This window comes from Streptomyces sp. NPDC002306, assembly GCF_053593435.1.
The window spans coordinates 1-24,043 of the sequence record NZ_JBSFCK010000049.1 but is presented as its reverse complement, the minus strand read 5'-3'; the positions used below and the strand labels follow the sequence as shown (position 1 = coordinate 24,043).

General features: G+C 73.1%; 19 protein-coding genes. 6 read left to right on the top strand and 13 right to left on the bottom strand.

The genetic code is table 11. The features are described from left to right. Positions 1 to 615: 615 nt before the first annotated feature. Positions 616 to 3,402: an AAA family ATPase gene (locus ACWCQK_RS37630; protein ID WP_451163071.1), complete on the top strand. Its 2,787-nt coding sequence runs from the start codon at positions 616 to 618 to the stop codon at positions 3,400 to 3,402. Positions 3,403 to 3,500: 98 nt separating this feature from the next. Here ACWCQK_RS37630 and ACWCQK_RS37625 read toward each other — a convergent pair whose 3' ends face one another. The 9 genes from ACWCQK_RS37625 to rimP all read right to left on the bottom strand — a co-directional run bounded on the left by ACWCQK_RS37625 (position 3,501) and on the right by rimP (position 15,995). After that, entirely contained in the window at positions 3,501 to 4,466 is a 966-nt protein-coding gene (locus ACWCQK_RS37625) for a bifunctional riboflavin kinase/FAD synthetase (protein WP_451163052.1), read from the bottom strand. Between the two features lie 128 nt (positions 4,467 to 4,594). Then, on the bottom strand, positions 4,595 to 8,332 hold the full coding sequence (locus ACWCQK_RS37620; protein WP_451163050.1) for a trypsin-like peptidase domain-containing protein: 3,738 nt from the start codon (positions 8,330 to 8,332) through the stop codon (positions 4,595 to 4,597). Positions 8,333 to 8,813: 481 nt separating this feature from the next. Further along, entirely contained in the window at positions 8,814 to 9,719 is a 906-nt protein-coding gene (gene truB / locus ACWCQK_RS37615) for a tRNA pseudouridine(55) synthase TruB (RefSeq protein WP_451163048.1), read from the bottom strand. After that, the gene (gene rbfA / locus ACWCQK_RS37610; RefSeq protein WP_451163046.1) at positions 9,716 to 10,237 is read right to left on the bottom strand and encodes a 30S ribosome-binding factor RbfA; all 522 of its coding nucleotides are present in this window, start codon (positions 10,235 to 10,237) and stop codon (positions 9,716 to 9,718) included. Before rbfA ends, truB begins: the two co-directional genes overlap by 4 nt. 38 nt (positions 10,238 to 10,275) lie before the next feature. Further along, positions 10,276 to 10,569 carry a DUF503 domain-containing protein gene (locus ACWCQK_RS37605; protein ID WP_385789668.1) on the bottom strand — a complete coding sequence of 98 codons (294 nt, stop codon included), beginning with the start codon at positions 10,567 to 10,569 and terminating at the stop codon, positions 10,276 to 10,278. 191 nt (positions 10,570 to 10,760) lie between these two features. Next, positions 10,761 to 13,904: a translation initiation factor IF-2 gene (gene infB / locus ACWCQK_RS37600; protein WP_451163044.1), complete on the bottom strand. Its 3,144-nt coding sequence runs from the start codon at positions 13,902 to 13,904 to the stop codon at positions 10,761 to 10,763. A 163-nt stretch (positions 13,905 to 14,067) separates the two neighbouring features. After that, positions 14,068 to 14,349: a YlxR family protein gene (locus ACWCQK_RS37595; protein ID WP_451163042.1), complete on the bottom strand. Its 282-nt coding sequence runs from the start codon at positions 14,347 to 14,349 to the stop codon at positions 14,068 to 14,070. 90 nt (positions 14,350 to 14,439) lie between these two features. Then, on the bottom strand, positions 14,440 to 15,474 hold the full coding sequence (gene nusA / locus ACWCQK_RS37590) for a transcription termination factor NusA (protein WP_451163040.1): 1,035 nt from the start codon (positions 15,472 to 15,474) through the stop codon (positions 14,440 to 14,442). Positions 15,475 to 15,476: 2 nt separating this feature from the next. Further along, the gene (rimP, locus tag ACWCQK_RS37585) at positions 15,477 to 15,995 is read right to left on the bottom strand and encodes a ribosome maturation factor RimP (protein WP_451163038.1); all 519 of its coding nucleotides are present in this window, start codon (positions 15,993 to 15,995) and stop codon (positions 15,477 to 15,479) included. Between the two features lie 205 nt (positions 15,996 to 16,200). On the opposite strand from rimP, the gene ACWCQK_RS37580 reads away from it, so the two are divergent. The 3 genes from ACWCQK_RS37580 to ACWCQK_RS37570 are packed head-to-tail and all read left to right on the top strand — an operon-like array spanning position 16,201 to position 18,269. Further along, complete coding sequence (locus tag ACWCQK_RS37580) at positions 16,201 to 16,818, top strand: hypothetical protein (protein ID WP_451163036.1); 618 nt, start codon at positions 16,201 to 16,203, stop codon at positions 16,816 to 16,818. Beyond that, positions 16,815 to 17,333, top strand: a complete 519-nt coding sequence (locus ACWCQK_RS37575; RefSeq protein WP_451163034.1) for a ferritin-like domain-containing protein — start codon at positions 16,815 to 16,817, stop codon at positions 17,331 to 17,333. The genes ACWCQK_RS37580 and ACWCQK_RS37575 overlap by 4 nt, the downstream gene beginning before the upstream one ends. Before the next feature lie 27 nt (positions 17,334 to 17,360). Further along, positions 17,361 to 18,269 carry an aminoglycoside phosphotransferase family protein gene (locus ACWCQK_RS37570; protein WP_451163032.1) on the top strand — a complete coding sequence of 303 codons (909 nt, stop codon included), beginning with the start codon at positions 17,361 to 17,363 and terminating at the stop codon, positions 18,267 to 18,269. A 661-nt stretch (positions 18,270 to 18,930) separates the two neighbouring features. On the opposite strand, the gene ACWCQK_RS37565 is transcribed toward ACWCQK_RS37570, so the two are convergent. The 3 genes from ACWCQK_RS37565 to ACWCQK_RS37555 form a co-directional block, all read right to left on the bottom strand. Next, complete coding sequence (locus ACWCQK_RS37565) at positions 18,931 to 20,631, bottom strand: proline--tRNA ligase (RefSeq protein WP_451163030.1); 1,701 nt, start codon at positions 20,629 to 20,631, stop codon at positions 18,931 to 18,933. A 140-nt stretch (positions 20,632 to 20,771) separates the two neighbouring features. Continuing rightward, positions 20,772 to 21,353 (bottom strand): GNAT family N-acetyltransferase, encoded by a 582-nt coding sequence (locus tag ACWCQK_RS37560; protein ID WP_451163028.1) that lies wholly within the window; start codon positions 21,351 to 21,353, stop codon positions 20,772 to 20,774. Positions 21,354 to 21,407: 54 nt separating this feature from the next. Next, on the bottom strand, positions 21,408 to 22,256 hold the full coding sequence (locus ACWCQK_RS37555) for a GNAT family N-acetyltransferase (RefSeq protein ID WP_451163026.1): 849 nt from the start codon (positions 22,254 to 22,256) through the stop codon (positions 21,408 to 21,410). A gap of 179 nt (positions 22,257 to 22,435) precedes the next feature. On the opposite strand from ACWCQK_RS37555, the gene ACWCQK_RS37550 reads away from it, so the two are divergent. Further along, positions 22,436 to 23,017: a GNAT family N-acetyltransferase gene (locus ACWCQK_RS37550; RefSeq protein WP_451163024.1), complete on the top strand. Its 582-nt coding sequence runs from the start codon at positions 22,436 to 22,438 to the stop codon at positions 23,015 to 23,017. Beyond that, positions 23,014 to 23,172, top strand: a complete 159-nt coding sequence (locus ACWCQK_RS37545) for a hypothetical protein (protein ID WP_451163022.1) — start codon at positions 23,014 to 23,016, stop codon at positions 23,170 to 23,172. The genes ACWCQK_RS37550 and ACWCQK_RS37545 overlap by 4 nt, the downstream gene beginning before the upstream one ends. 250 nt (positions 23,173 to 23,422) lie before the next feature. Here the strand turns inward: ACWCQK_RS37545 and ACWCQK_RS37540 are convergent. Beyond that, the coding region (locus tag ACWCQK_RS37540; protein WP_451163020.1) for a flavodoxin-dependent (E)-4-hydroxy-3-methylbut-2-enyl-diphosphate synthase at positions 23,423 to 24,043 on the bottom strand (621 nt) is incomplete at its 5' end.

The following is a 24,043-nucleotide window of genomic DNA, read 5'->3' as shown; positions in this document are numbered from 1 at the left end:
GCGGCCGGGAGTTCGGGGTCGGGGGGCGACTCGGGGTCGGGCGGTGAGGCCGGCGGTGAAGGTGGCGCCGGTAATTCCGCTGGTGGCGCCGGTGGTTCCGCTGGTGAGGGTGGCGCGGGGGCGCCTGGTACGGGTACGGGTACGCCCGGTGCGGCGGGTCCGGCGTTCCCGTCGGGGCCTTCGGGAGCGCCGCTTCCCGGGCTGACGCCTCCCGCCCACGCTGTTCAGGGGACGGGGGCTCCCTTCCAGCAGCCGGCGGCCACGACTCCCGGGGCGCCGTTCACCACGCCTCAGCCGCCCGCGCCGTCCGCGGGGGGTCCGGTCGCCGTGCCCCGGCTTCCGGTGGGGAGCGGGTTCGAGCCTTCGGCCCACCCGGCCCACCCGACTCCTGCGGCTCCTCCGGCTCCTCAAAGTCCTGCGGCGGACGCTGTTTCGCCGACGGCCGTGCCGAACATTCCGGTGGGCGGGTTCCAGGGGCAGTGGGGGGCGGCTTCGACGCCTTCGCCGACTCCTGCGCCTCCCGCTCCCCCGACTGCGCCCGTTGCCGATGCCGATGCCGACGACAGCGCCTCCGGCGCCGACACCGACACCGGTGATCTGGAGAGCGGTGCCACCATGCGGTTCTCCGCTGTCGCCCTGAAACGGGAGATCGCGGAGCGGACCGCCGAGGCGGAGGCTCAGGAGCACGAGCACGAACACGAACGGGAGCAGGAAACGGAGGCCGGGGCCGAGGCTGCCGAGGTGGCCGACGGCGAAGCCGTGCCCGCCGAGGACGCCGAGGACGCCGATGCGGTGTCGTCGGATGACGCCCAGGCCGAGGAAGCCGAGGTGTCGAGCATCGGCCCCGAGGTCGCGGGCGACGGCGAGGGCGCGGAAGGCGATGCGGTGTCGCAGGACGCCCCGCAGGACGGCGACGGCACCGACACCGACACCGAAGACAGCGCCGACGAAACCGAGTTCACGGACACGGCCCTCGCGGACCAGGACGTCGAGCTTGCGGACGCCGTGCCCGCCGAGGCCGAGCCGGTGGACGCCGTGCCTGACGAAGAGCCCCAGGACGCCGTTCCGGCCGACGCACCGCAGGACGCCGTTCCGGTTGCCACCGACGCGCCGCAGGACGCTCCCCCGGCCTGGACTCCCCCGCCGGCACCGCAGGCCGGGCTTCCGCCCTTGCCGCCGGCGTACCAGCCCGCGGCCCCGGCCGCGGCGGCCGAGTGGCCCGCCCAACCGCCGCAGCACCAGCACCAGCACCAGCACCAGCACCAGCCGGAAGCTCCGGCCCAGCCGCCGTTCCAGGCGCAGGCCCCTCAGCCCGCCCCCGCCGCCTGGAACCCGCCCGCCGCGGCACCGACCGCACCGCCCACGGCGGCACCCGACGCGCAGGGCGGCTACGGCTTCCCGCGCCCCGGCGAGGTTCCCGCCGCACCGACGCCTCACGCACCCGCCGCCTACGGCTTCCCCCACCCCGGCGCGCCCGCCCCGGCAGTGCCCGACGCCCGAGCCGGCTACGGATTCCCCCAGCCGGGGACTCCCGCCGCCACCCCGCCGAACACCCCCGGCGCCTACGGCTTCCCGCCCGCCCAGCCGGAGCCCGCTCCCGCCGCACCGCAGCCCCCCGCGGAGGCGGCACCCCACGCCCCGGCCGCGTACGGCTTCCCCCACCCGGGGACTCCCGCCCCCACCCCGCCGAACACCCCCGGCGGTTACGGGTTCCCCCAGCCGCCCGCGCCGCAGGGGCAGCCGTGGCAGGCCGAGGCGCAGCCCCCCTCGCCGGCTCCGCAGGCACCGCAGCCGCCTCAGGCCGCGGAGCCCCCGCACGCCCCGCACTTCCCACAGCCGCCCCAGGCACCCCACACGGCCCCGCAGGCACCCCAGCCCCCCGCGGCCCAGGCTCCGCAGGCACCCCACTCCCCCGAGCCGCCGCAGGCCTACCCACAGGCCCCGCAGCCTGCCCCCCACCCGCAGCAGGCCCAGCACCCGCAGGCCGGGCCGCCCGCGCAGCATCCCCAGCCTCCCGTGGACCCCCGGGCCGGTGCCGCCTGGCCGCAGCCGATCCAGCACGACCAGCGGCAGCCGACCAATCCCGGGGCCGCGCCGCTCGGTTACACCGCTGCCGTGGAGCTGTCGTCGGACCGGCTGCTCAACAACAAGAGGCAGAAGGCGAAGAGCGGGCGGCCGGCCGCGGCCGGCGGTCGGTTCAAGCTCGGGGGCAAGAAGGAGGAGGCCGAGCGGCAGCGGAAGCTCGACCTCATCCGGACGCCCGTCCTGTCGTGCTACCGGATCGCCGTCATCAGCCTCAAGGGCGGGGTCGGCAAGACCACCACGACCACCGCGCTGGGCTCCACGCTCGCCACCGAGCGACAGGACAAGATCCTCGCCATCGACGCGAACCCGGACGCCGGCACCCTCGGGCGGCGCGTCCGGCGGGAGACCGGGGCCACCATCCGTGACCTCGTCCAGGCGATCCCGTACCTCAACTCGTACATGGACATCCGGCGGTTCACGTCCCAGGCGCCGTCCGGGCTGGAGATCATCGCCAACGACGTCGACCCGGCGGTGTCGACGACGTTCAACGACGAGGACTACCGGCGCGCGATAGACGTGCTCGGCAAGCAGTACCCGATCATCCTCACCGACTCGGGCACCGGTCTGCTGTACAGCGCCATGCGCGGGGTGCTGGACCTCGCCGACCAGCTCATCATCATCTCGACCCCGTCCGTGGACGGTGCGAGCAGCGCCAGTACGACGCTGGACTGGCTGTCCGCGCACGGCTACGCCGACCTCGTCTCGCGGTCCCTCACCGTCATCTCGGGAGTGCGCGACACCGGCAAGATGATCAAGGTCGAGGACATCGTCAGCCACTTCGAGACGCGCTGCCGCGGTGTCGTCGTGGTGCCGTTCGACGAGCACCTCGCCGCCGGTGCCGAGGTCGACCTCGACATGATGCGGCCGAAGGTGCGGGAGTCGTACTTCCACCTCGCGGCGATGGTCGCCGAGGACTTCGTGCGGCACCAGCAGATGCACGGCCTGTGGACCTCGGACGGCAACCCGCCGCCCGTGGCCGCCCCGCCGATGCCCGGTCAGCCCTACGCCGGTCAGCCCTATCCCCAGCCGTACCCGGAGCAGCCGGGCGGGCCGTATCCGCAGCAGCCGGGCCACCCGCAGCCCGGCCGGCCGCCCTACCCCCAACCGAACCAGCCGGGATACCCGGGACAGCCGGGATACCAGGGGCAGCCGGGACACCAGGGACAGCCGGGACACCAGGGGCAGCCGTCGGCGCAGCCCTACCCGCCGGCCGGCGGGCCCTACCCGCAGCAGCCCGCTCAGCAGCCCGGCCAGTCGTATCCGCAGCAGCCGGGTCACCCCCAGCCGCCGCAGCCTCCTCAGCCCCCGCAGCGGTAGCACCGTAGGCGAGTGAACGCGAAGGGCGGCCGGTGTCTCTTGGACACCGGCCGCCCTTCGTCGTCGTAGCGACCGTATGGACGAAAACGGCTGGACGGCTACTCGGCCGTCCCGGTAGCGGTCGCCGCCTCCACCAGCTCCCGGCAGCGCTTCACATCCTCGGCCATCTGTTCGAGCAACGCTTCCAGCGACTCGAACTTCGCCTGGCCCCGGACATAGGCCAGGAAGTCGACGGCGACGTGCAGGCCGTACAGGTCCAGGCCAACGCGGTCGATGGCGTACGCCTCCACCGTGCGCTCGGTGCCGTCGAACTGCGGGTTCGTGCCGACGGAGATGGCGGACGGCATGGCCTCGCCGTTCACGTGCAGCCAGCCGGCGTAGACGCCGTCGGCCGGGATCGCGGTGTGCGGCAGCGTCTCGACGTTCGCCGTGGGGAAGCCCAGCTCGCGCCCGCGCTGGGCGCCACGGACGACCACGCCCTCCACCCGGTGCGGGCGGCCGAGGATCTCGGCGGCGCCCTCGACGTCACCCGTGGAGACCAGGCGTCGGGTCAGCGTGGAGGAGAACGGCTCGCCGCCGCCCGCCGCACCGCTCTCGTACAGGTCGACGACCTCGACCTCGAAGTCGTAGACCGCGCCCTGCTCGGTGAGGAACGCGACGTTCCCGGCCGCCTTGTGGCCGAAGCGGAAGTTCGGACCCTCGACGACCGCCTCGGCGTGCAGCTTGTCGACCAGGACCTTCACGACGAAGTCGGCCGGCGACAGCTTCGAGAACTCTTTCGTGAACGGCAGGATCAGCACCGCGTCCACCCCCAGCTCGGCCATCAGCTCGGCGCGGCGGTGATGCGGGGCCAGCAACGGCGGGTGGCTGCCGGGGCGGACGACCTCGCTGGGGTGCGGGTCGAAGGTGACCACGACGGACGGCACACCCCGCTCACGGGCGCGCTCCACGGCGTGCTTGATGATCAGCTGGTGGCCCCGGTGCACTCCGTCGTAGGAGCCGATGGTGACGACACTGCGCCCCCAGTCCTCGGGAATGTCCTCCAAGCCACGCCAGCGCTGCACTGTGACCGCTCCTTGTCGAACCCGTGTCCGTTACTTGCCTCCTGTGCAGGTCTAAGGGTGCCATGCCGAGCGCTCGGGCCCCGCATCGGCATGGTTGCTGTGACGGGGCGCACTTCTCGGGCCAGAGGTCAGGCGGAAACCCGTAGTCCCGCCAGGTTCTCGATCATCCGGCGGGTGCTCGGCCCGACCACCGCGGCCCAGTCCGCCGGGGCGTCGGTCAGCCAGCCCGCCATCCGGACCGCGAAGCCGGGGACCTGGCGGCCCAGGTCGACCACACCACGGTCGAAACGGGTCGCGCCGTCCGGGGTACGGACCAGCAGCAGGCCGGTGCGGTGGACCAGATCCCTCAGGCCGTCGTCCGGACCGCCGCCGTGCGCGACACCGTCCCGCGGGACTCCGTCGTCGCCGTGCCGGGCGGCGGCGCGCAGCAGGGCCTCCAGGACCCCGGGGTCGTGTTCGTGGGCGAGGAGGAACTCGCGCAGTTCGTGCCGCAGGGGGCGGGAGGCGGGGGTGCCGGGAGCGGTCAGCACGGCGGCCAGCTCCGCGCGCACCCCGTCCGGTCCGCCGCCGTCCAGAAGGCCGGTGACCAGTGGGAGGAGGACGGCTCGGGCGGCGGGGCCCTGGTCGAGCCTGCGGTCGACGTAGGCGGCCACCTGGGCGGCGGTCGCCGGGTTCCCTTCCGCGGCTTCTCGCACCAGCGCCGCGACCCGGCGGGCCAGGGTCGGGGTGGTGACGTCGGCGAGGGTGCGCAGTGCCTCACCGGCGTCCGACCTGCGCAGCCGGGCCCGGAAGGCGGCCAGCACCGGATCGGGGTGGGTGGCCAGGGCGGGCACCAGCGCGCTCGGCGGAAGCTGCGGATCGGCCGCCGAGAAGTACTTCAGCGCCCGCGGGAGGTGGTCGGCGCGGGTGTGCGGATCGCGTACGAGGAGGGCGAGCGCCCCGCCGTGCAGGGTGCTGTCGGCGGGACGGGCCAGCAGGTCGAGGGCCAGGCGGCGCAGCAGCTCGCGGTCGGCCTCGGTACGCACGTGCGGGGCCGCGCGCAGCCCGTACGCCATCGCCGCCACCCGTCGGGCCGGGCGTTCGTCGCGCGCCCACCGGTCGACGGCCCGGCACACGGCGGACGGCTCGTCCTCGGCGAGGACGGCGAGGAGTTCGTCGGCGCGCCGGTGCGCGCGGTCGACGAGGAGCTCGGTGAGGTCGTCGAGGGCCCGGTGCCGGTGGGTGTGCAGGAGCGCCTGCGCGGCCGTCGCCACGGTGGCGTGCGGGGTCGCGGGCAGCGGCCGCTCGTCGTCGAACCAGCGGGTGAGGTGCGGTTGTACGGCGACGGGGTCGGCGGCCAGGAGCGCGGCCGCCGCGTCGAGGTGGCGGGGCGGCCCGGTGGCGTGCGGTGTGCCGTCGGCGGGGAGGAGCCGGCGCAGGAGGTCGAGGCGGACGGCGTCGGGGACGGCCAGGGCCGTCCAGAAAGCGGGGCCGAACTCCCCTAGCGCGGGCCGCTGTTGCCGTCGGCGGCCGACGATCCGGTCGGCGAGCAGGCGCAGTACACCGGCGTACGGCATCGCGTCCGGTACGCGGCTCAGCACCTCGGCGAGCAGCCGGGCCGCCCACCAGGAGTACGGGTCCGCGTCCAGGGCGCGGGCGAGTTCCTCCAGGCGTACGGCGAGCCGCAGGGTGCCGTGCTGGCGGGCCAGGAGCAGCAGGGACTGGACGACCGGGCCGATGCGGTGGGGCGGTACGGGCAGCGCCAGGGTGTCCGGCGGCGGGCGGTGGACCAGGACGCGCAGCGCCTCGTCCAGGTCGAGGTGCAGTCCCTGGATCCAGTCGGCGAGTTCCTCGTGGGCGAAGCGGTAGCCGTCGCCGGCGGGGACGAGGAGGCCCTCGGTGAGGACGGCGGACGCCCAGCCGGTGCCGCCGCCGAGCCGGGCCGGGGCGGGTCCCCAGGGGAACACCGCCTCGAACGACTCCCGGTCCAGTTCGCCCTGGCCGGGTCCGAGGCTGCGCCGGGCGGCCTCGTGGACCTGGCCGGAGACCTTAGCGGCGAGCCGTCGTACGGCGGTGCCGCGCAGGCCGTTCTCGGCGGCGAGGCGGACGGCGACGCGCAGGCACATCAGATCCAGGTGTGCGGCGAGGACGTCGTCCCCGTCGAGCGGGGTGTCCGGGGCGTCGGGGAGGGCGGCGCGGACCTCGCACAGGAGCCGGAGGGTGAGGGGGTGGCGGGCGTGCGGCTCGCTGAGGGCGGTGTCGGGGATGCCGTAGCGCTCGCGGGCGAGCCGGGACTCGTCGTCGCGCAGGTCGCCGAGGTGCACGCAGGGCGGGAGGACGTGGACCAGGTCCTGGCTCGCGGACCGACCGCCGTACGACGCCTGCGACCCGCCCTGGCCGGCGCCGAACGGTACCTGCGACCCGACCGGGCCGACGCCGAACGGTGCCTCCGGCCCGGTCGGGCCACCACCGCCGTACAGCGGATCCGGCCCGACCAAGCCATCACCGCCGTACACCGCCCCCGGCCCGACCGAATCACCGGCGTACAGCGCCTCCCGCGGGAATTGCGCGCCCGCTCGTTCCCAGTACTCCGCGCGGCAGCCCACCACCAGGCGTGCGCCCGCCTCGCGCAGCCAGGTCGCGGTGCCGGTGGTCCACTCGGGCAGGCGGTGGGCGAGCGCGGGCGGCATCTCCTCGGGGCCGTCGAGCAGGAGCAGCAGCGGGCGGCCGACGGTGTGGGCGAGGCGGGCCACGCGTTCCGGGGTGATGTCGCCGAGGTCGGCGGGCAGGCCCGGCCCGGAGGCCGTCACGATGCGGGCGGCGCGGGTCAGCGCCCGGCGGGCGGCGTCCGCCACGGAGCCGTCGCCGTCCTGGAGGTCGGCACCGCGCAGCCACAGCGTGGGCGCCGGTGCCGGTCCCCGGTCGCGGCGGGCGGCCAGGGCCGCGAGTTCCGTCGTACGGCCGCTTCCGGGTGCGCCGACCAGGCCGAGGACGACGGCCGGGCTCTGCGCGAACAGGGCCAACTCCCGCGCGGTCGCGGCCCGTTCGACGGGCTCGATCGGAGGGCCGTGTCCGGCGACCTGGCCCGCGCGTGTGCCGGGCGGCCCGTCCGAGCCCACGGAGGTGGCCGTGAGCTCCAGTACACCGGCCAGGTTGAGGTCGGCGCCGTAGGCGGGCACCGTCGCCGCGTTCCGGGCGAGCAGCTCGGCGAGCGGACCGTGCTCGGCGTGGAAGGCGTCCTGCGGTCCGGTGATGCCGGGAGCCCGCGCGAACAGCGGCACGGCGAACCCCGTGCCGGAGTGGCCGGACTGCAGGGCGGTGCCGACGACCCCGACGACGGCGCCGGTCACCGCGTCGAGCACCGGTCCCCCGGCCGCCCCGCCGCCGAGGCGCAGGGCGTCCCGGCCCGCCGTGCCGATCGCCAACTCCAGTGCGTCGTCGAGGAGATGGAAGCGGTCCGTGGCCGTGTACGTCACCGAGGTCCCGCCCAGCACCCGCGCCTCCCGCCAGCGGCCGGCGGCGACGCGTACGTAGGTTCCCGGCTCGGCCCGGCCGCGCACCGTGACGGGCAGCGGGTCCGCGCCGAGGCCCTCGGTGCGGACGAGGGCCAGGTCCAGAGCGGGCAGTGGGGTCACCGCGTCGGCGCTGACCACGCAGGTGCGGTCGGCGGCGTGCAGGACGACGCGGGGCAGGCCGTCGACCGCCTCGTGGCTGGTGATCACCGTGCCGTGGTGGTCGGCGACGAAGCCCGCGCCGCGGGGGCGGCCGGCCAGGTCGTGGATACGGACGAGGGCCGTGTCCGGGGGATCGTCGCGGTGGCCGGGTGCGGTGGTCCCGGCGTCGTCCGGTGTGCGGCGGGCGCCGCCCGCCCGGCCCCGTCCCGGCATGGTCGTACCTCCCCGCCCTGCGCGCGTGCCCTGCGTTCGACGGTAGGCGCGCGGTGATCGGCGGGACAGATCGCGGGACGAACGCGCCCCCTCACGCTCCGTCGGTTCACTCCGAGCGCCTGCCCGGACGGGTGAATAGGGCGGGGTCGCTGGATACACCCTAGGGGTGGGGGAACCGAGGGGGGACCGTGGAGCGGCGGCAGAGGAAGACCCCGTGCTCGCCGCTCCACGGGCACCACACCCCCACGCCGGGCGGTGCCGCCGTCCCGGCCGGGGACGGCCGAGGTCTTCGCCCGAGCCGCAGAAGCCGCCTGAGCCGAAGCGAGCCGAGCCCTCCGACCCGGCCGACGACGGCCCGGCTCCTCACCTCGCCCGAAGACGGCCGAGCCTGCCCGAGACGGCCGGCCGTCCACCTCCGTCCGTCTCCGTCCGGAGACGGCCGAGTTCCTCGCCTCGCCCGAAGGCCGCGGGGCTCCTCGCCTCAGCCGAAGACAGCCAGGCTCTTCGCCTTGCCGCGCTGTGCCTCGACCAGGGCCAGGAAGTGGTCCTCGGGGTCGAAGACGGCGACGGCGCCGGAGCCTTCGTAGACGTCCGGCATCTCGAGGCGCACGCCGTTGAGGAGCAGCCGGGCCCTCTTCGTGTCCACGTCCCAGCGCGGGAACGCGGCCGTGGCCGCCTCGGCGATCGGCATCACCGTCAGTTCCTGCTGGAGCTGGTCCAGGGTCTTCGCCGCGTCCAGCTTGTAGGGGCCGACCCGGGTGCGGCGCAGCGCGGTGAGATGACCGCCGACGCCGAGGTCGGCGCCCAGGTCACGGGCGAGGGCGCGGATGTACGTGCCGGACGAGCAGACCACCGACACCACCAGGTCGAGCACGGGGGTGCCGTTGTCGGCGACGGCCTCGCGGACGTCGTACACGGCGAAGGAGGAGATGGTGACCGGGCGCGCCGGGATCTCGAACTCCTCGCCCTCGCGGGCCCGCTTGTACGAGCGCACGCCGTCGATCTTGATGGCGCTGACCTTGGACGGCACCTGCATGATGTCGCCGCTCAGCTTGGCGATCCCGGCGTCGACGGCGTCCCGGGTCACCGCGGAGGCGTCCGTGGAGGAGATGATCTCCCCTTCGGCGTCGTCCGTGAGGGTGTTCTGCCCGAGGCGGATCGTCCCCAGGTACTCCTTCTCCGTGAGGGCGAGATGCCCGAGGAGCTTGGTCGCCCGCTCCACGCCGAGGACGAGGACGCCCGTCGCCATGGGGTCGAGGGTGCCGGCGTGGCCGACGCGGCGGGTCCGGGCGATCCCGCGCATCTTGGCGACCACGTCGTGCGAGGTGAAGCCCGACGGCTTGTCGACGATGACAAGGCCGTCGGGCGTCCTGTGCTTCTCGGTCATTCCGCGGCTTCGCCGTCCTTCTCGACAGCCTTCTCGGCCGCCCCGGCCGCCTCAGCGGCTTCGGCGGCTTCGGCGGCCTCGGCGGCCTCGTCTTCCTCGCCCGGCTTGCGGTACGGGTCGGCTTCACCCGCGAAGCTGGCGCCCGCCGAGACCTCGCGGACCTTCGCGTCCGAGGCGCGTGCCTTGTCGAGCAGGTCCTCGATGGTCTTGGCGGTGTCCGGCAGGGCGTCCGCCACGAAGGCCAGGGTCGGCGTGAACTTCACGCCCGCCGCCGCACCCACCGCCGAGCGGAGCACGCCCTTGGCGCTCTCCAGGCCCGCGGCCGCCGCGGCCCGCTCCTCGTCGTCCCCGTACACCGTGTAGAAGACGGTCGCCTCCCGCAGATCACCCGTCACCCGGGTGTCCGTGATGGTGACATGCGAGCCGAGCCGCGGGTCCTTGATCCCGCGCTGCAGCTTCTGGGCCACCACCTCTCGGATGAGGTCCGCCAGCCTCTTAGCCCGCGCGTTGTCGGCCACTGGTCCGTCTCCCGTTCTTTCCTGATCTGAGTTCTTGGTCAGTCGTCTTCGCCATGGAGGCGCCGTCGCACGGACAGCAGTTCCACCTCGGGGCGTCCGGCGACCAGCCGTTCGCACCGGTCCAGTACGTCGCTGAGATGAGCGGCGTCGCCCGACACCATCGCGAGGCCGATGCCGGCCCGGCGGTGGAGGTCCAGGTGGTCGACCTCGGCGGCGCTCACCGCGTATTTCCGCTGGAGTTCAGCGACGATCGGGCGGACGACGGAACGCTTCTCCTTCAGTGACCGAATGTCGCCGAGGAGCAGGTCGAAGGACAGAGTCCCTACGTACATGTGTATCCGGTTCACCCGCCGGTACGGGATCGATGGCCCCGCCATCCACTGGCAGGGACATCAAGAACGGTACAACGAACGGGCGGGGTACTCGACGGGATTGTTCTGCCCCGCCGCACCCTGCCCGTAGCCGGAAACACGCCGAGGCGGCCGGCGGGAAACTGTCCCGCCGACCACCTCGGGCCACGGCCTTACGCCCGCGGCTTCTCGCGCATCTCGTAGGTCGCGATGACGTCGTCGACCTTGATGTCGTTGAAGTTGCCGAGGTTGATACCGCCCTCGAACCCTTCGCGGATCTCGGTGACGTCGTCCTTGAAGCGACGCAGGCCCTCGATGTTGAGGCTCTCCGCGATGACCTTGCCATCGCGGACCAGTCGGGCCTTGGTGTTCCGCTTGACCTCGCCGGAACGGATGAGGACACCGGCGATGTTGCCCAGCTTGGACGACTTGAAGACCTCGCGGATCTCCGCCGTACCGAGCTCGACCTCCTCGTACTCCGGCTTCAGCATGCCCTTCAGGGCCGCCTCGATCTCTTCGATCGCCTGGTAGATGACCGAGTAGTACCGGACGTCCACGCCCTCGCGCTCGGCCATCTGCGCCGCGCGGCCTGCCGCACGGACGTTGAAGCCGATCACGATGGCGTCGGAGCCCATCGCCAGGTCGATGTCCGACTCCGTGACCGCACCGACACCGCGGTGCAGGACGCGGATGTCGACCTCTTCGCCGACGTCCAGCTGGAGCAGGGACGACTCGAGCGCCTCGACGGAACCGGAAGCGTCACCCTTGATGATCAGGTTCAGCTGCTGGACCTCGCCGGCCTTGAGCACCTTGTCCAGGTCCTCGAGGGACACGCGGCGCGTGCGCTTCGCGAAGGCCGCGTTGCGCTCACGGGCGGCGCGCTTCTCCGCGATCTGGCGGGCGGTGCGGTCCTCGTCGACGACGAGGAAGTTGTCGCCCGCACCCGGGACGTTGGTCAGGCCCAGGACCTGGACCGGCGTCGACGGGCCGGCCTCGGCGACATTGTTGCCGTTGTCGTCGAGCATGGCGCGCACACGGCCGTAGGCGTCGCCCACGACCATCGTGTCGCCGACCCGCAGCGTGCCTCGCTGGACGAGGACCGTGGAGACGGCACCGCGGCCGCGGTCGAGCCGGGACTCGATCGAGATGCCCTGCGCGTCCTGGTGCGGGTTGGCCCGCAGGTCGAGCGAGGCGTCGGCCGTGAGGATCACGGCCTCCAGCAGGGAGTCGATGTGCAGACCCTGCTTGGCGGAGATGTCGACGAACATGGTGTCGCCGCCGTACTCCTCGGCCACCAGGCCGTACTCGGTCAGCTGACCGCGCACCTTGGTCGGGTCGGCGCCCTCGACGTCGATCTTGTTGACCGCGACGACGATCGGGACGTCGGCCGCCTTGGCGTGGTTGAGCGCCTCGACCGTCTGCGGCATGACGCCGTCGTTGGCCGCGACGACGAGGATCGCGATGTCCGTCGACCGCGCACCACGGGCACGCATGGCGGTGAACGCCTCGTGACCCGGGGTGTCGATGAAGGTGATCTTGCGCTCTTCCTCGTTGACCTCGGTCGCGACCTGGTAGGCACCGATGTGCTGGGTGATGCCGCCGGCCTCGCCCGCGATGACGTTCGTCTTGCGGATGGCGTCGAGCAGTCGGGTCTTACCGTGGTCGACGTGACCCATGACGGTGACGACCGGCGGACGGACCACGAGGTCCTCCTCGCCGCCCTCGTCCTCGCCGAACTCGATGTCGAAGGACTCGAGCAGCTCGCGGTCCTCCTCCTCGGGGCTGACGATCTGAACCGTGTAGTTCATCTCGCCGGCGAGGAGCTGCAGCGTCTCGTCCGAGACGGACTGCGTGGCCGTGACCATCTCGCCGAGGTTCATCATGACCGCGACGAGCGACGCCGGGTTGGCGTTGATCTTCTCGGCGAAGTCGGTGAGGGACGCACCGCGCGACAGGCGAATGCTCTCGCCGTTGCCGCGAGGCAGCATCACGCCGCCGACCGACGGGGCCTGCATGGCCTCGTACTCCTGGCGCCTCTGCCGCTTCGACTTGCGACCACGACGCGCGGGACCGCCGGGACGACCGAAGGCGCCCTGCGTGCCACCACGGCCACCGGGACCACCGGGACGACCACCGAAGCCGGGACGGCCACCGCCGCCACCCGCACCGGGAGCACCGGGACGACCGGCGAAGCCGCCGCCACCACCGGCACCGGGGGCACCGGGACGGCCGGCGAAGCCGCCACCGCCGCCGCCACCCGGACGACCGGCGAAGCCGCCGCCGCCACCGGGACGACCGCCGCCGCCACCACCGGGACGACCGCCGCCGGCACCGGGACCACGGCCACCGCCGGGGCCACCGCCGGGACGCGGGCCGGCAGCGGGACGCTGCGGCATCATGCCGGGGTTCGGACGCGGACCCGCGGGGCCGCCTCCAGGACGGGGACCGCCGCCCTGCGGGCGGGGCATGCCGGACGGCGAAGGACGCGAACCGCCCGGAGTCTGCGGACGCGGACCGCCGCCCGGGGCGCCGGGCGCCTGCGGACGGGGACCGGCGCCGGGGGCACCGGGACCGCCGGGACGCGCGCCCTGCGGACGCGGCGCCTGCGGACGCGCCATGCCGGTGGAACCACCGGAGGTGAAGGGGTTGTTGCCCGGACGGGGACCGGCCGGACGGGCACCCGGACGCGGGGCCTGACCGCCGGGGCGCGAGGCGCCACGGTCCGGACGGGAAGCCTGGCCCTGACCCTGGCCCTGGCCTTGACCCTGGCCGGGACCGCCCTGACGGGAGCCGGGCTTCGGACCGCCGGGGCCCGGACGGGCACCCGGACGCGAGGCCTGGGCGGCCGCGGGGGCGGCCGGAGCGGCCGGGGCCGACGGCGGAGCGGTGAACTCCGGCGTCGTGGGCGCCGCCGGGGCGGGACGCGGCGCGGGCTTGGGGCCCGGCACCGGACGCGATCCGGAAGCGGCCGGCGCGGGGGCCGACGGGGCGGCCGGAGCCGCCTGAGCCGACGGGGCGGCCGGAGCCGACGGGGCCGCGGGCTGCGGAGCCACGGGGGGCTTCGGGGCGGCCGGACGTGCCGTCTGCGCCGGGGAGGGCGCGCCGGGCTTGGGGGCAGCCTTGCGCGGGGCGGGCCGACCGGCGGACTTGCCGTTGCCACCACCCTGCAAGGCGTCTGTCAGTTTGCGCACTACGGGCGCCTCGATCGTCGAAGACGCCGATCGGACGAACTCACCGAGTTCCTGGAGCTTGGCCATGACGACCTTGCTCTCCACACCGAACTCCTTGGCGAGTTCGTATACCCGGACCTTAGCCACTTCGCTCCTTTTAGGTCCGGGTTGCGTCCGGACCGTCGCTACTTCATGGGCGTACTCATCGCGTGCTCATCGAGTGCTCATCGCAATCTCGACCTACTTCCAACTCGCGGGGTACCTGGGCCGCACGGAGGTCCGCGCGACGCTTCTTACGGTGTTGCCTGCCTCAGCAACGTTCTGTCTGTTCGACGTACTGGCGCAACACCTTTACGTCGAGCGGTCCCGGGACGCGAAGCCCCCTCGGGAACGCCCGGCGGCGTATCGCCAGGTCGAGACAGACCGGGGCGGGGTGTACGTACGCACCCCGGCCGGGCAGCGTACCGCGAGGATCGGGGACGCATGCGTCCCCGACCGCCACGATGCGCAGCAGATCGGTCTTGGCCGCTCGCTCCCGGCACCCCACACAGGTGCGTTCAGGGCATGCGCGGGCTCGCGTCCGGCCAGACACTGCTAAGTCTACCTCCCCGCACCGACCTCACCCCTTTGGGGCAAGAATCGAACGGTTGTTGTCGTGATCCAAGCGGGCTGAGGCTTGGATCTATTCCCCACTCCGGCGGGAGTCCCGCTCGGTCACCGGCTCGGTCACCGGCTCGGTCACCGGTTCGATGTCCGGTCGGATGTCGATCCGCCAGCCGGTGAGCCGGGCCGCGAGCCGGGCGTTCTGCCCTTCCTTGCCGATCGCCAGCGAGAGCTGGTAGTCGGGCACGGTCACGCGCGCGGAGCGGGTCGCCAGGTCCACGACCTCCACCTTGTTGACGCGGGCCGGCGACAGGGCGTTGCCGACCATCTCGGCCGGGTCGTCCGACCAGTCGACGATATCGATCTTCTCGCCGTTCAGTTCGCCCATCACATTGCGGACTCGGCCGCCCATCGGGCCGATGCACGCGCCCTTGGCGTTCAGGCCCGAACGGGTGGACCTGACGGCGATCTTGGTGCGGTGACCCGCCTCGCGCGCGATGGCGGCGATCTCGACGGACCCGTCGGCGATCTCCGGCACCTCGAGCGCGAAGAGCTTCTTCACCAGATTGGGGTGCGTCCGGGAGAGGGTCACGGACGGACCGCGCACACCCTTCGCCACCCGGACGACGTACGAGCGCAGCCGCAGGCCGTGCGGGTACGTCTCACCCGGCACCTGCTCCTGCACCGGCAGGATCGCCTCCAGCTTGCCGATGTCCACGAGCACGTTCTTCGGGTCACGGCCCTGCTGCACCACGCCGGTGACGATGTCGCCCTCACGGCCGGCGTACTCGCCGAGCGTCGCGTCGTCCTCGGCGTCGCGCAGACGCTGCAGGATCACCTGCTTGGCGGTGGTGGCGGCGATCCGGCCGAAGCCGGAAGGGGTGTCGTCGAACTCGCGGGGCTCCTGGCCCTCCTCGAGGTCCTCGGGGTCCTCCTTCGCCCACACGGTCACATGTCCGGTCTCCCGGTTGAGCTCCACGCGCGCGTGACGGCGGCTTCCCTCGGTGCGGTGGTAGGCGATGAGGAGGGCCGACTCGATCGCTTCGACCAGCAGGCCGAAGGAGATCTCCTTCTCCCGCACCAAGCCCCGCAGGGCACTCATGTCGATGTCCACGGCTACGCCTCCTCCTCTTCCTTCATGTCCTTCATGTCCTTGCTGTCCTTGCGGCTGAACTCGACCTGGACCCGGGCCTTGGCGACGTCGTCGAAGGCGAGCCTGCGGGAGGTGGCCTTACGGCCCTTCACTCCCGGCACCTCGACGTCGAGACCCGCGTCGTCGACCTCCAGGATCCGGGCGGTCAGCTCGTCGCCCCCGGTCAGCTGGAATCTCACCAGCCGGTCCAGGGCACGCACGTAGTGGCGGTACTCGGTGAGGGCGCGCTCCGCGCCCGGGGTTCCCACCTCGAGGGTGTATTCGCCCTCGCCCATCGCGTCCGTCTCGTCGAGCTTCGCCGAGAGCGCGCGGCTCACATCGGCGATCTGGTCCAGGTCCGCTCCGGTGTCGGAGTCGACGACGACGCTCAGCACTCGCTTTCGCCCTACGGAGTCCACGGCGATCTCTTCGAGATCCAGGCCCTGGGAGGTGATGAGCGGTTCCAGTAGTTCCCGCAGCCTCTCGCTCTGGGTGGTGCTCATCCGGGTGACTCCTCGGCCGCGTGTGCTGTTGTGGGATGGGGCGCGTGTCTGGTCAAAGGGTATCCGGTCGCGGGGAGTGTTGCCGTCCACCTGTGCACGGGCGGTGCCGATGGGTGATGCCGGCGGGACGCGCGGGTACCGTGATCACCGGCGGGGCCGCCCTCCCCGTCCGTGTGTTCGTACGAGCCCCCCGAGGACGTCTGCCGTGCCGTACCCTCCGCCGTCGCGCACCCCCTCGGGGCCGCGCAGAAGAACCCTGCTCACCTCCGCCGCCGGGGCCGCCCTGCTCGTGGGCTGCTCCACCGCGGGCGAGGACGCCGAGGAGAGCGCGGGCGACAGCCCGTCGGCCGCCGAGAAGGCACGCGCGCGTGCGGCCCGGGACAGCCAAGGGATCGTTGAACAATACGACGTGGTGATCGTCGCGCATCCGGGGCTGGCGGAGCGGCTGGGGCCGCTGCGGGCGGAGGCCCTGCGGCACGTGCAGGCGTTCGAGACCGACAAGACGAGCGCGTCTCCCTCGACGCGGTCACGCTCATCGTCCGCGTCGCCTTCCACGCCTTCCTCATCGTCTACGTCGTCCGTCTCCGCCTCCTCCTCGTCGCTCTCGGGGCCGACCGGGTCCCCGTCGTCGACCGCCTCGTCCCCGGCCGGCGCGGGAACCGAGAAGGACGCGCTCGCCGGGCTCGCCACCGCCGAGCGGACGCTCGCGGACCAGCGGGCGAAGGCACTGCTCGACCTGCCGGGCGAACTGGCCCGGCTACTGGCCTCGGTGGCGGCGGCCGGGGCCGCACACGCGTATCTGCTGACGGAGGGTGCCAGGTGAGCGAGACGGAGAAGCCGGAGATGGAGGCGTTGCAGGCGGTCCTGGCGGCCGAGCACGCGGCCGTGTACGGGTACGGCGTCGTCGGCGGTCTCATCAGCGAGGGGCGGCGCACGGAGGCGCGAGCCGGGTACGACGCGCACCGGGCGCGGCGGGACGCGCTGGTGCGCGAGGTGCGCGACCTGGGCGGCGAGCCCGTCGCGGCCAGTGCGGCGTACGCGCTGCCGTTCCCGGTGGCGGACTCGGCCACGGCCGTCCGGCTCGCCGCCGAGCTGGAGGACCGGGTGGCCGGTGTCTATTCCGACCTGGTGCGCGCGAGCGCCGCGCAACGGCGCGCCGGAGCGGCCGGGGCGCTGCGCGAGGCGGCGGTCCGGGCGGTGCGCTGGCGCGGCGGGAGCGTAGCCTTCCCTGGTCTCGCCGAGTGGGCGGGCACGGGCGCGGCCGGGGGCTCGGGCACGGATGCGACCGTGACCCCCGCCCCGACCTCGGCCTCCGCCTCGGCGACACCGACGGCTTGACCCGGAGAGGAAGGGAACGACTCGCGCATGGCTTTCGAACCGCCACAGCGTCTGGAGCGGGCGCTCGGCGAGACGGCACCGGAGGGTGACGACTGGCTGGAGCGGCTGCCGGAGGCGGCCCGACAGGCCGTCGCCCTGCGCGAGTTGACCGTGGAACGAGTGCAGGTGCCGGGTGGCCGGAGCAGTCTGGTGGTCCTGGTGCGGCGGCCCGACGGGATGCCGGCGGTGCTGAAGCTCGTGCCGCAGCGGTCCCGTCCGGAGAGCGAGCGGGCCGCGCTCGCGCACTGGGGCGGCCTGGGCGCCGTACAGCTCCTCGACGATGTCACCACCGAGGGCGTACTGCTGCTGGAGCGGCTGCACCCGGATGTGTCCGTGCGGTCGCTGCCCGAGGCGAAGGCGCTGCTGGAGGCGGCGGGCACGCTGCGCCGGCTGTGGGTGGCGCCGCCCGCCGACGCCACCGCCCCCGTCTTCGAGACGGTGGCCGAGCGGACCGGACGGCAGGCCGAGGCGATGCGCGCGAGCGCCGCGGCCGATCCCGAGGTGGCTCCGCTCGTCGAGGTGGCCCTCGCGGCCCGCGAGGAGCTGCTGGAGGCACCTCCCGAGCACCGGCTGCTGCACGGCACGTTCCGGCAGAGCAAGGTACTGGCCGGGGACCGGCTGCCGTGGCTGGCCGTGGGGCCCGACCCGGTGGTCGGCGAGTGCGCGTTCGACCTGGCGCGACTGGTCCGCGACCGGGTGGAGGACCTGATCGCCTCGCCGTCCGGGGCGTCGATCACCCGGCGGCGCGTGAAGCGGCTGGCGGAGTCGCTGGAGGTGGACCAGGAGCGGCTGCGGGGCTGGACCCTGTTCCGGGCGGTGGAGTCCGGCGTCCGGGCCCGCCGTGTCGGCCGCCCCCAGGACGCGGAACTGCTCCTGGAGTTCGCGAGCTGGCTGTAGCCCGACTGCGGCCGTGACGGGACTGCGACGGTGCCCTGGAGGGGACACCGGCTGGGACCCGGACGGGACACCGGCTGGCTGTCATTCGGTCGGGACTGCGGCTGTGGTCCGGACGGGACCGCCGCCGCTGGGATCCGGCCGTGGCCCGGTTCTGGCCCAAACAGCTCCCCCGGCTGCATTACGACTCGGATGCCGGTTGCAGTCCTGCCGAGGAATCCGATAGCGCCCCCGCTATCGGAACACCGGCGGTGATGATCCGGCCGGGACCCTCGGCCGTGATTCGGCCGTAGTCCGGTACTGCCCCGGACAGCCCCCCGGCTGCAATCCGACCCCGAAACCGGCTGTGGTTCGGCCGGGATCTCGGCCTCGGTCCGGACGCGGCCTCGGCTGGGATGTAGCCGGGACTCCCGTTGCCGGGCGGCCGCGAGATCCGGCTCTGGTGCGGTCGAGGAATGCCGGCTGTGATCCACCGGGCAGGGCGGGATCACGGCTTCGCCCGGCCGGGACCTCGGCCGTGGCCGTGCCCCGGGCGAAGCACAGGGGTAGGCGCATGGTCGTGACCGGCCGGGAGCACAGGGCCGGGGTCGGGGGCATGGTCATGCCGGCCGGGGCTTCTGCGCGGTCTGCGGCTGCCGCGCAGAAGACCCACCCGAACCGGGCGTCAGTCCGCGAGGCGGGCGATCGCCTCGTCGACCGTCAGCTCCTCGCGCTCACCGGTCTTGCGGTCCTTCAGCTCCAGGACACCTTCGGCGGAGCGGCGGCCCGCCACCAGGATCTTCGGTACGCCGATGAGCTCGGCGTCCGTGAACTTCACGCCCGGGGAGACCCCGGCCCGGTCGTCGACCAGCACGCGCAGGCCGACGGAGGCCAGCTTCTCCGCGACGTCGAGAGCCAGTTCGGTCTGGAGGGCCTTGCCGGCGGCGACGACGTGCACGTCGGCCGGAGCGACCTCCCTGGGCCAGCACAGGCCCTGCTCGTCGGCGGTCTGCTCGGCGAGCGCGGCGACCGCGCGGGAGACGCCGACGCCGTAGGAGCCCATGGTCACCCGGACCGGCTTGCCCTGCTGGCCGAGGACGTCGAGCTTGAGGGCGTCGGCGTACTTGCGGCCCAGCTGGAAGATGTGGCCGATCTCGATGGCGCGGTCGAGCTTGAGCCCGGTGCCGCACTTCGGGCAGGGGTCGCCCTCCTGCACGACCACGACGTCGACGTACTCGCCGACCTCGAAGTCCCGGCCCGCGACGACGTTCTTCGCGTGCGTGTGCTCCTTGTTGGCGCCCGTGATCCACGCCGTGCCCGGAGCCACCCGCGGGTCGGCGATGTAGGTGACCTTCTCCAGACCCTGCGGGCCGACGTAACCGCGGACCAGGTCGGCGCGGTCCGCGAAGTCGTCGGCGGTGACCAGCTCGACGGCGGCGGGGGCGAAGTGCGCCTCGACCTTGCCCATGTCGACCTCACGGTCACCGGGGACGCCGATGGCGACGATCTCGCCGTCGACCTTGACCAGGAGGTTCTTCAGGGTGGCCGAGGCCGGGACGCCGAGGGAGGCGGCGAGGGTCTCGATGGTCGGGGTGTCGGGCGTCGGGATCTCCTCGGCGGCCGGCACGGTGGAGCCGTCGACGGGCTTGAGCTCGTAGCTGATCGCCTCGGTGTTGGCCGCGAAGTCGCAGTTCGGGCAGTCGGCGAAGGTGTCCTCGCCGGCGGCGGCCGGGGCGAGGAACTCCTCCGACTTGGAGCCGCCCATCGCGCCGGCGGTCGCGGCGCAGATGCGGTAGTCGAGGCCGAGACGCTCGAAGATCCGCTGGTAGGCCTGACGGTGCAGGGCGTACGAGTGGGCGAGGCCCTCGTCCTCCAGGTCGAAGGAGTAGGAGTCCTTCATCAGGAACTCGCGGCCGCGCAGGATGCCCGCGCGGGGACGGGCCTCGTCACGGAACTTGGTCTGGATCTGGTAGAGGATGACCGGAAGGTCCTTGTAGGAGGACGCCTGGTCCTTCACGATCAGCGTGAAGATCTCCTCGTGGGTGGGGCCGAGGAGGTAGTCGCCGCCCCGGCGGTCCTGGAGGCGGAACAGCTCCGGGCCGTACTCGTCCCAGCGGCCGGTCGCGTCGTACGGCTCCCGCGGCAGCAGGGCGGGGAGCAGCACCTCCTGGGCGCCGATCGCGTCCATCTCCTCGCGGACGATCCGCTCGACGTTGGCGAGGACCCGCTTGCCGAGCGGCAGCCAGGTCCACACGCCGGCGGCCGTGCGGCGGACGTAGCCGGCGCGGACGAGCAGCTTGTGGCTGAGGACCTCGGCGTCCGCCGGGTCGTCACGCAATGTCTTCGCCATCAGATTCGACATGCGCTGGACCGGTGCGTTCGCCATTCTCGTACTCCTGCTGCTGGGGGTCCCTCCAGTCGGGGAGGGTGATGGCAGGAGGTTAGCCGGGCGGTCCATCCCGGTGGAAATCGGTTAAGGCCCGGCCGGACCCGCGTCCGTGCCGCGACCGGCCGGGCGGACCCCGCCTATGGCCTGGTCCGGCGGCGGCTCAGGGGAAGCGGGGCTCCCATCACCGCGTACGGCTTCGGAGCGCTGGGGAAGAGGACCTGGCGGGCCAGGTCCTCGTAGCCGAGCGAGTGGTAGAGGCCGCGGGCCGGGCTGTCGGTGTCGATCGCGGAGAGGATCGAGCGGGGTTCGGCGGCGCTGTCGGTGATCGTGGTGATCAGGGAACGGCCGACACCGCGGTTCTGGTAGCGCGGGTGGACGTGCAGCTCGGTGATCACGAAGGACTGGTCGAGCCAGAAGTCATGGCCCTCGGCGCGCAGATACGGCTCCACCACGGTGGACCACCAGTGACCGCGGTCGTTGGGCATGCCGTAGACGAAGCCGGCGAGCCGGCCGTCGGCGGTGGTGGCACCCAGGGCGCGGGCGCCGGGGTAGGCCATGTGCCGCAGCACGATCTGGCGCCGCACGGCGACCTCGTCCGCACCGAGTCCGAAGGCGACGGCCTGGACGGCGAGCGCATCGTCGACCCGGGCCGACAGGTCGAGCGGGCCGATCACGACGTCGTCGGGGTTGCGGTGTCCGTGACCGGGGATGCGCAGCATGCCGGGGAGACTACAGGGCCCGTACGAGGCTCAGAACAGCACTGTGAAGTGCGGCTAGAACAGAACGCTCATGAAAGCGCCGACCTCCTGGAACCCCACCTTCAGGTAGGTCCGCCGGGCCGGGGTGTTGAAGTCGTTGACGTACAGGCTCGCGACCGGGGCCACGTCGGCCAGCGCGTACCGCAGCACCGCCGCCATGCCCGGGGCCGCGAGGCCCTTGCCCCGGTACTCGGGGGCCACCCACACGCCCTGGATCTGACACGCCCGGGACGTGGCCGCGCCGATCTCCGCCTTGAAGGCGACCCGGCCGTGTTCGTCGAGGCGGGCGAAGGAGCGACCGGAGCCGACGAGTTCGGCGACGCGGGCCTGGTAGAGCAGGCCGCCGTCGCCCGCCATCGGGGAGATGCCGACCTCTTCGGTGAACATCGCCACGCACGCCGGCATGATCGTCTCCATCTCGTCCTTGCGGATGCGACGGACGTAGGGATCCGGGACGACGGTGTCGGGCATACGGTCGGTGACCATGAGCGGCTGGTGGCCGCGGACCTCGCGGGCCGGACCCCAGCTGGGTTCGAGCAGCCGCCACAGCTGCGCGGTGGGCTCGGCGGGGCCGACGATCGAGGAGCAGCGGCGGCCGCCCCTGCGCGCCCGGTCCGCGAAGGCGCGTACGGCCCGGGGTGTGGCGCAGATGGGGACGAGATTGGCACCCGCGTAGCAGAGGGACGTCAGCATGCCGTCCTCGTACCAGCCCCACATCTCGCCGCCGAGACGCCACGGATCGAGGCCCGCGACCTGCACCCGGGACGTCACGAAGGCGTTCGTGACGGGGTCGCGGTCGAGGACGGCGAGAGCGGCGTCCAGGTCGCTCGGTTCGAGGACCCGGGAGGTGGTCTGGGTCAACAAGCGCGGGGCCTCACACTGGGGTCTGCTGATCTCCGCACTGTACCTGCCGAAAATGTGGCGCGCCGCCTGATGGGGTGCCGGGCCAGCAACGACGGGACACGAGGGCCGGGAACAACGGGACACGAGGGCCGGGAAGACGGCACTGTCGGGGACCGGCGCACCTGTGCTATCCACACCGCATGATCTTGACGACGGAGCGGTCGGACGCGCGTGCGTGGCCCGCGGAGCGGCTCGCGGAACTGTTCGGCGAGGGGTTTCCCGCCTTCATCACGGCCGACCGGCTGGTGCCCGAGTACATCGGCCGGGTCAGGGAGTGGTTCGCCGGCCTGGATCTGTTCCTGGTGGACGGGAACGGAGTGCCCGTGGCCGGCGGGTGGGGGGTGCCGATCCGTTGGGACGGCCGGACCGAGGACCTACCGGGCGGCTACACGCGGGCGCTGATACGCGCGGTCGAGGGACGGGAGCAGGACGTCGCGCCTGACACGCTGGTGATCTGCGGGGCGGTCGTCACCCCGGCGCTGAAGGGGCGCGGGCTGGCCGGGCGGATGCTGACGGCGCTGCGGGAGGCCGCCGGGGAGGCGGGGCTGACCCGGGTCGTCGCGCCGGTGCGGCCGACGACGAAGGCGCGGTATCCGCTGACCCCGATCGAGTCGTTCATGACGTGGCGCCGCGCGGACGGCACCGCGCTCGATCCCTGGATCCGGACCCATGAGCGGCTCGGGCCGAGATCCTCGCGGCGGCACCGGCGTCCCAGACGATGACCGGCACGGTCGCCGAGTGGGAGGCCTGGACGGGGCTGGTCCTGCCGGCGTCCGGGGAGTACGTGATCCCGGACGGACTGAGTGTGCTGCGCGTGGACCGGGACGCGGACACGGGGGTGTACGAGGAGCCGAACGTCTGGATGCGGCATCTCTGAGCGCCACGGGCCTTGGGCACTTGGGCACTTGGGCCTTGGGCCTTGGGTTTTTTTGGCCCTTGGCCCTTGGGGGGAGCCGTATTCACCGGCGCACGCTCGAGCACGACGGCCACCGGAGCCCGTCCGGAGACCACTGGTGCTTTCGTACTCGACTCCCGGGCACCCCCGCCTCGGCCTTCCGAGGGCGCCCTCGCCATGACTGCCTGGGAGCGGGCTCACTCGTCGGCGAGTGCGCCCGCTCCGCTCACGCTCAGCCCGCCACCGACACCGACGGCTCGCCCGAGGCGATGCCGTCCGCCTCCATCTGCTCGGCGATCTTCATGGCCTCCTCGATCAGGGTCTCCACGATCTTCGACTCGGGGACGGTCTTGATGACCTCGCCCTTCACGAAGATCTGCCCCTTGCCGTTGCCGGAGGCGACACCGAGGTCGGCCTCACGGGCCTCGCCCGGACCGTTCACCACGCAGCCCATGACCGCCACACGCAGCGGGACCTCCATGCCCTCAAGACCCGCGGTGACCTCCTCGGCCAGCTTGTAGACGTCGACCTGGGCACGGCCGCAGGACGGGCAGGAGACGATCTCCAGGCCGCGCTGCCTGAGGTTGAGGGACTCCAGAATCTGGTTGCCGACCTTGACCTCCTCCACGGGAGGCGCGGACAGGGACACCCGGATGGTGTCGCCGATGCCCTGGGAGAGGAGCGCGCCGAAGGCGACCGCCGACTTGATCGTGCCCTGGAAAGCGGGACCCGCCTCCGTCACGCCCAGGTGCAGCGGATAGTCGCACTGCGCGGCCAGCTGCCGGTACGCCTCGACCATGATGACCGGGTCGTTGTGCTTCACCGAGATCTTGATGTCCCGGAAGCCGTGCTC

Excerpts from the sequence above, each read along its gene's own strand:
- ACWCQK_RS37630 (WP_451163071.1), top strand. The coding sequence starts at position 616 with ATGCGGTTCTCCGCTGTCGCCCTGAAACGGGAGATCGCGGAGCGGACC.
- ACWCQK_RS37620 (WP_451163050.1), bottom strand. The coding sequence starts at position 8,332 with ATGCCGGGACGGGGCCGGGCGGGCGGCGCCCGCCGCACACCGGACGAC.
- truB (WP_451163048.1), bottom strand. The coding sequence starts at position 9,719 with ATGACCGAGAAGCACAGGACGCCCGACGGCCTTGTCATCGTCGACAAG.
- ACWCQK_RS37605 (WP_385789668.1), bottom strand. The coding sequence starts at position 10,569 with ATGTACGTAGGGACTCTGTCCTTCGACCTGCTCCTCGGCGACATTCGG.
- rimP (WP_451163038.1), bottom strand. The coding sequence starts at position 15,995 with ATGAGCACCACCCAGAGCGAGAGGCTGCGGGAACTACTGGAACCGCTC.
- ACWCQK_RS37570 (WP_451163032.1), top strand. The coding sequence starts at position 17,361 with ATGGCTTTCGAACCGCCACAGCGTCTGGAGCGGGCGCTCGGCGAGACG.
- ACWCQK_RS37565 (WP_451163030.1), bottom strand. The coding sequence starts at position 20,631 with ATGGCGAACGCACCGGTCCAGCGCATGTCGAATCTGATGGCGAAGACA.
- ACWCQK_RS37560 (WP_451163028.1), bottom strand. The coding sequence starts at position 21,353 with ATGCTGCGCATCCCCGGTCACGGACACCGCAACCCCGACGACGTCGTG.
- ACWCQK_RS37550 (WP_451163024.1), top strand. The coding sequence starts at position 22,436 with ATGATCTTGACGACGGAGCGGTCGGACGCGCGTGCGTGGCCCGCGGAG.
- ACWCQK_RS37545 (WP_451163022.1), top strand. The coding sequence starts at position 23,014 with ATGACCGGCACGGTCGCCGAGTGGGAGGCCTGGACGGGGCTGGTCCTG.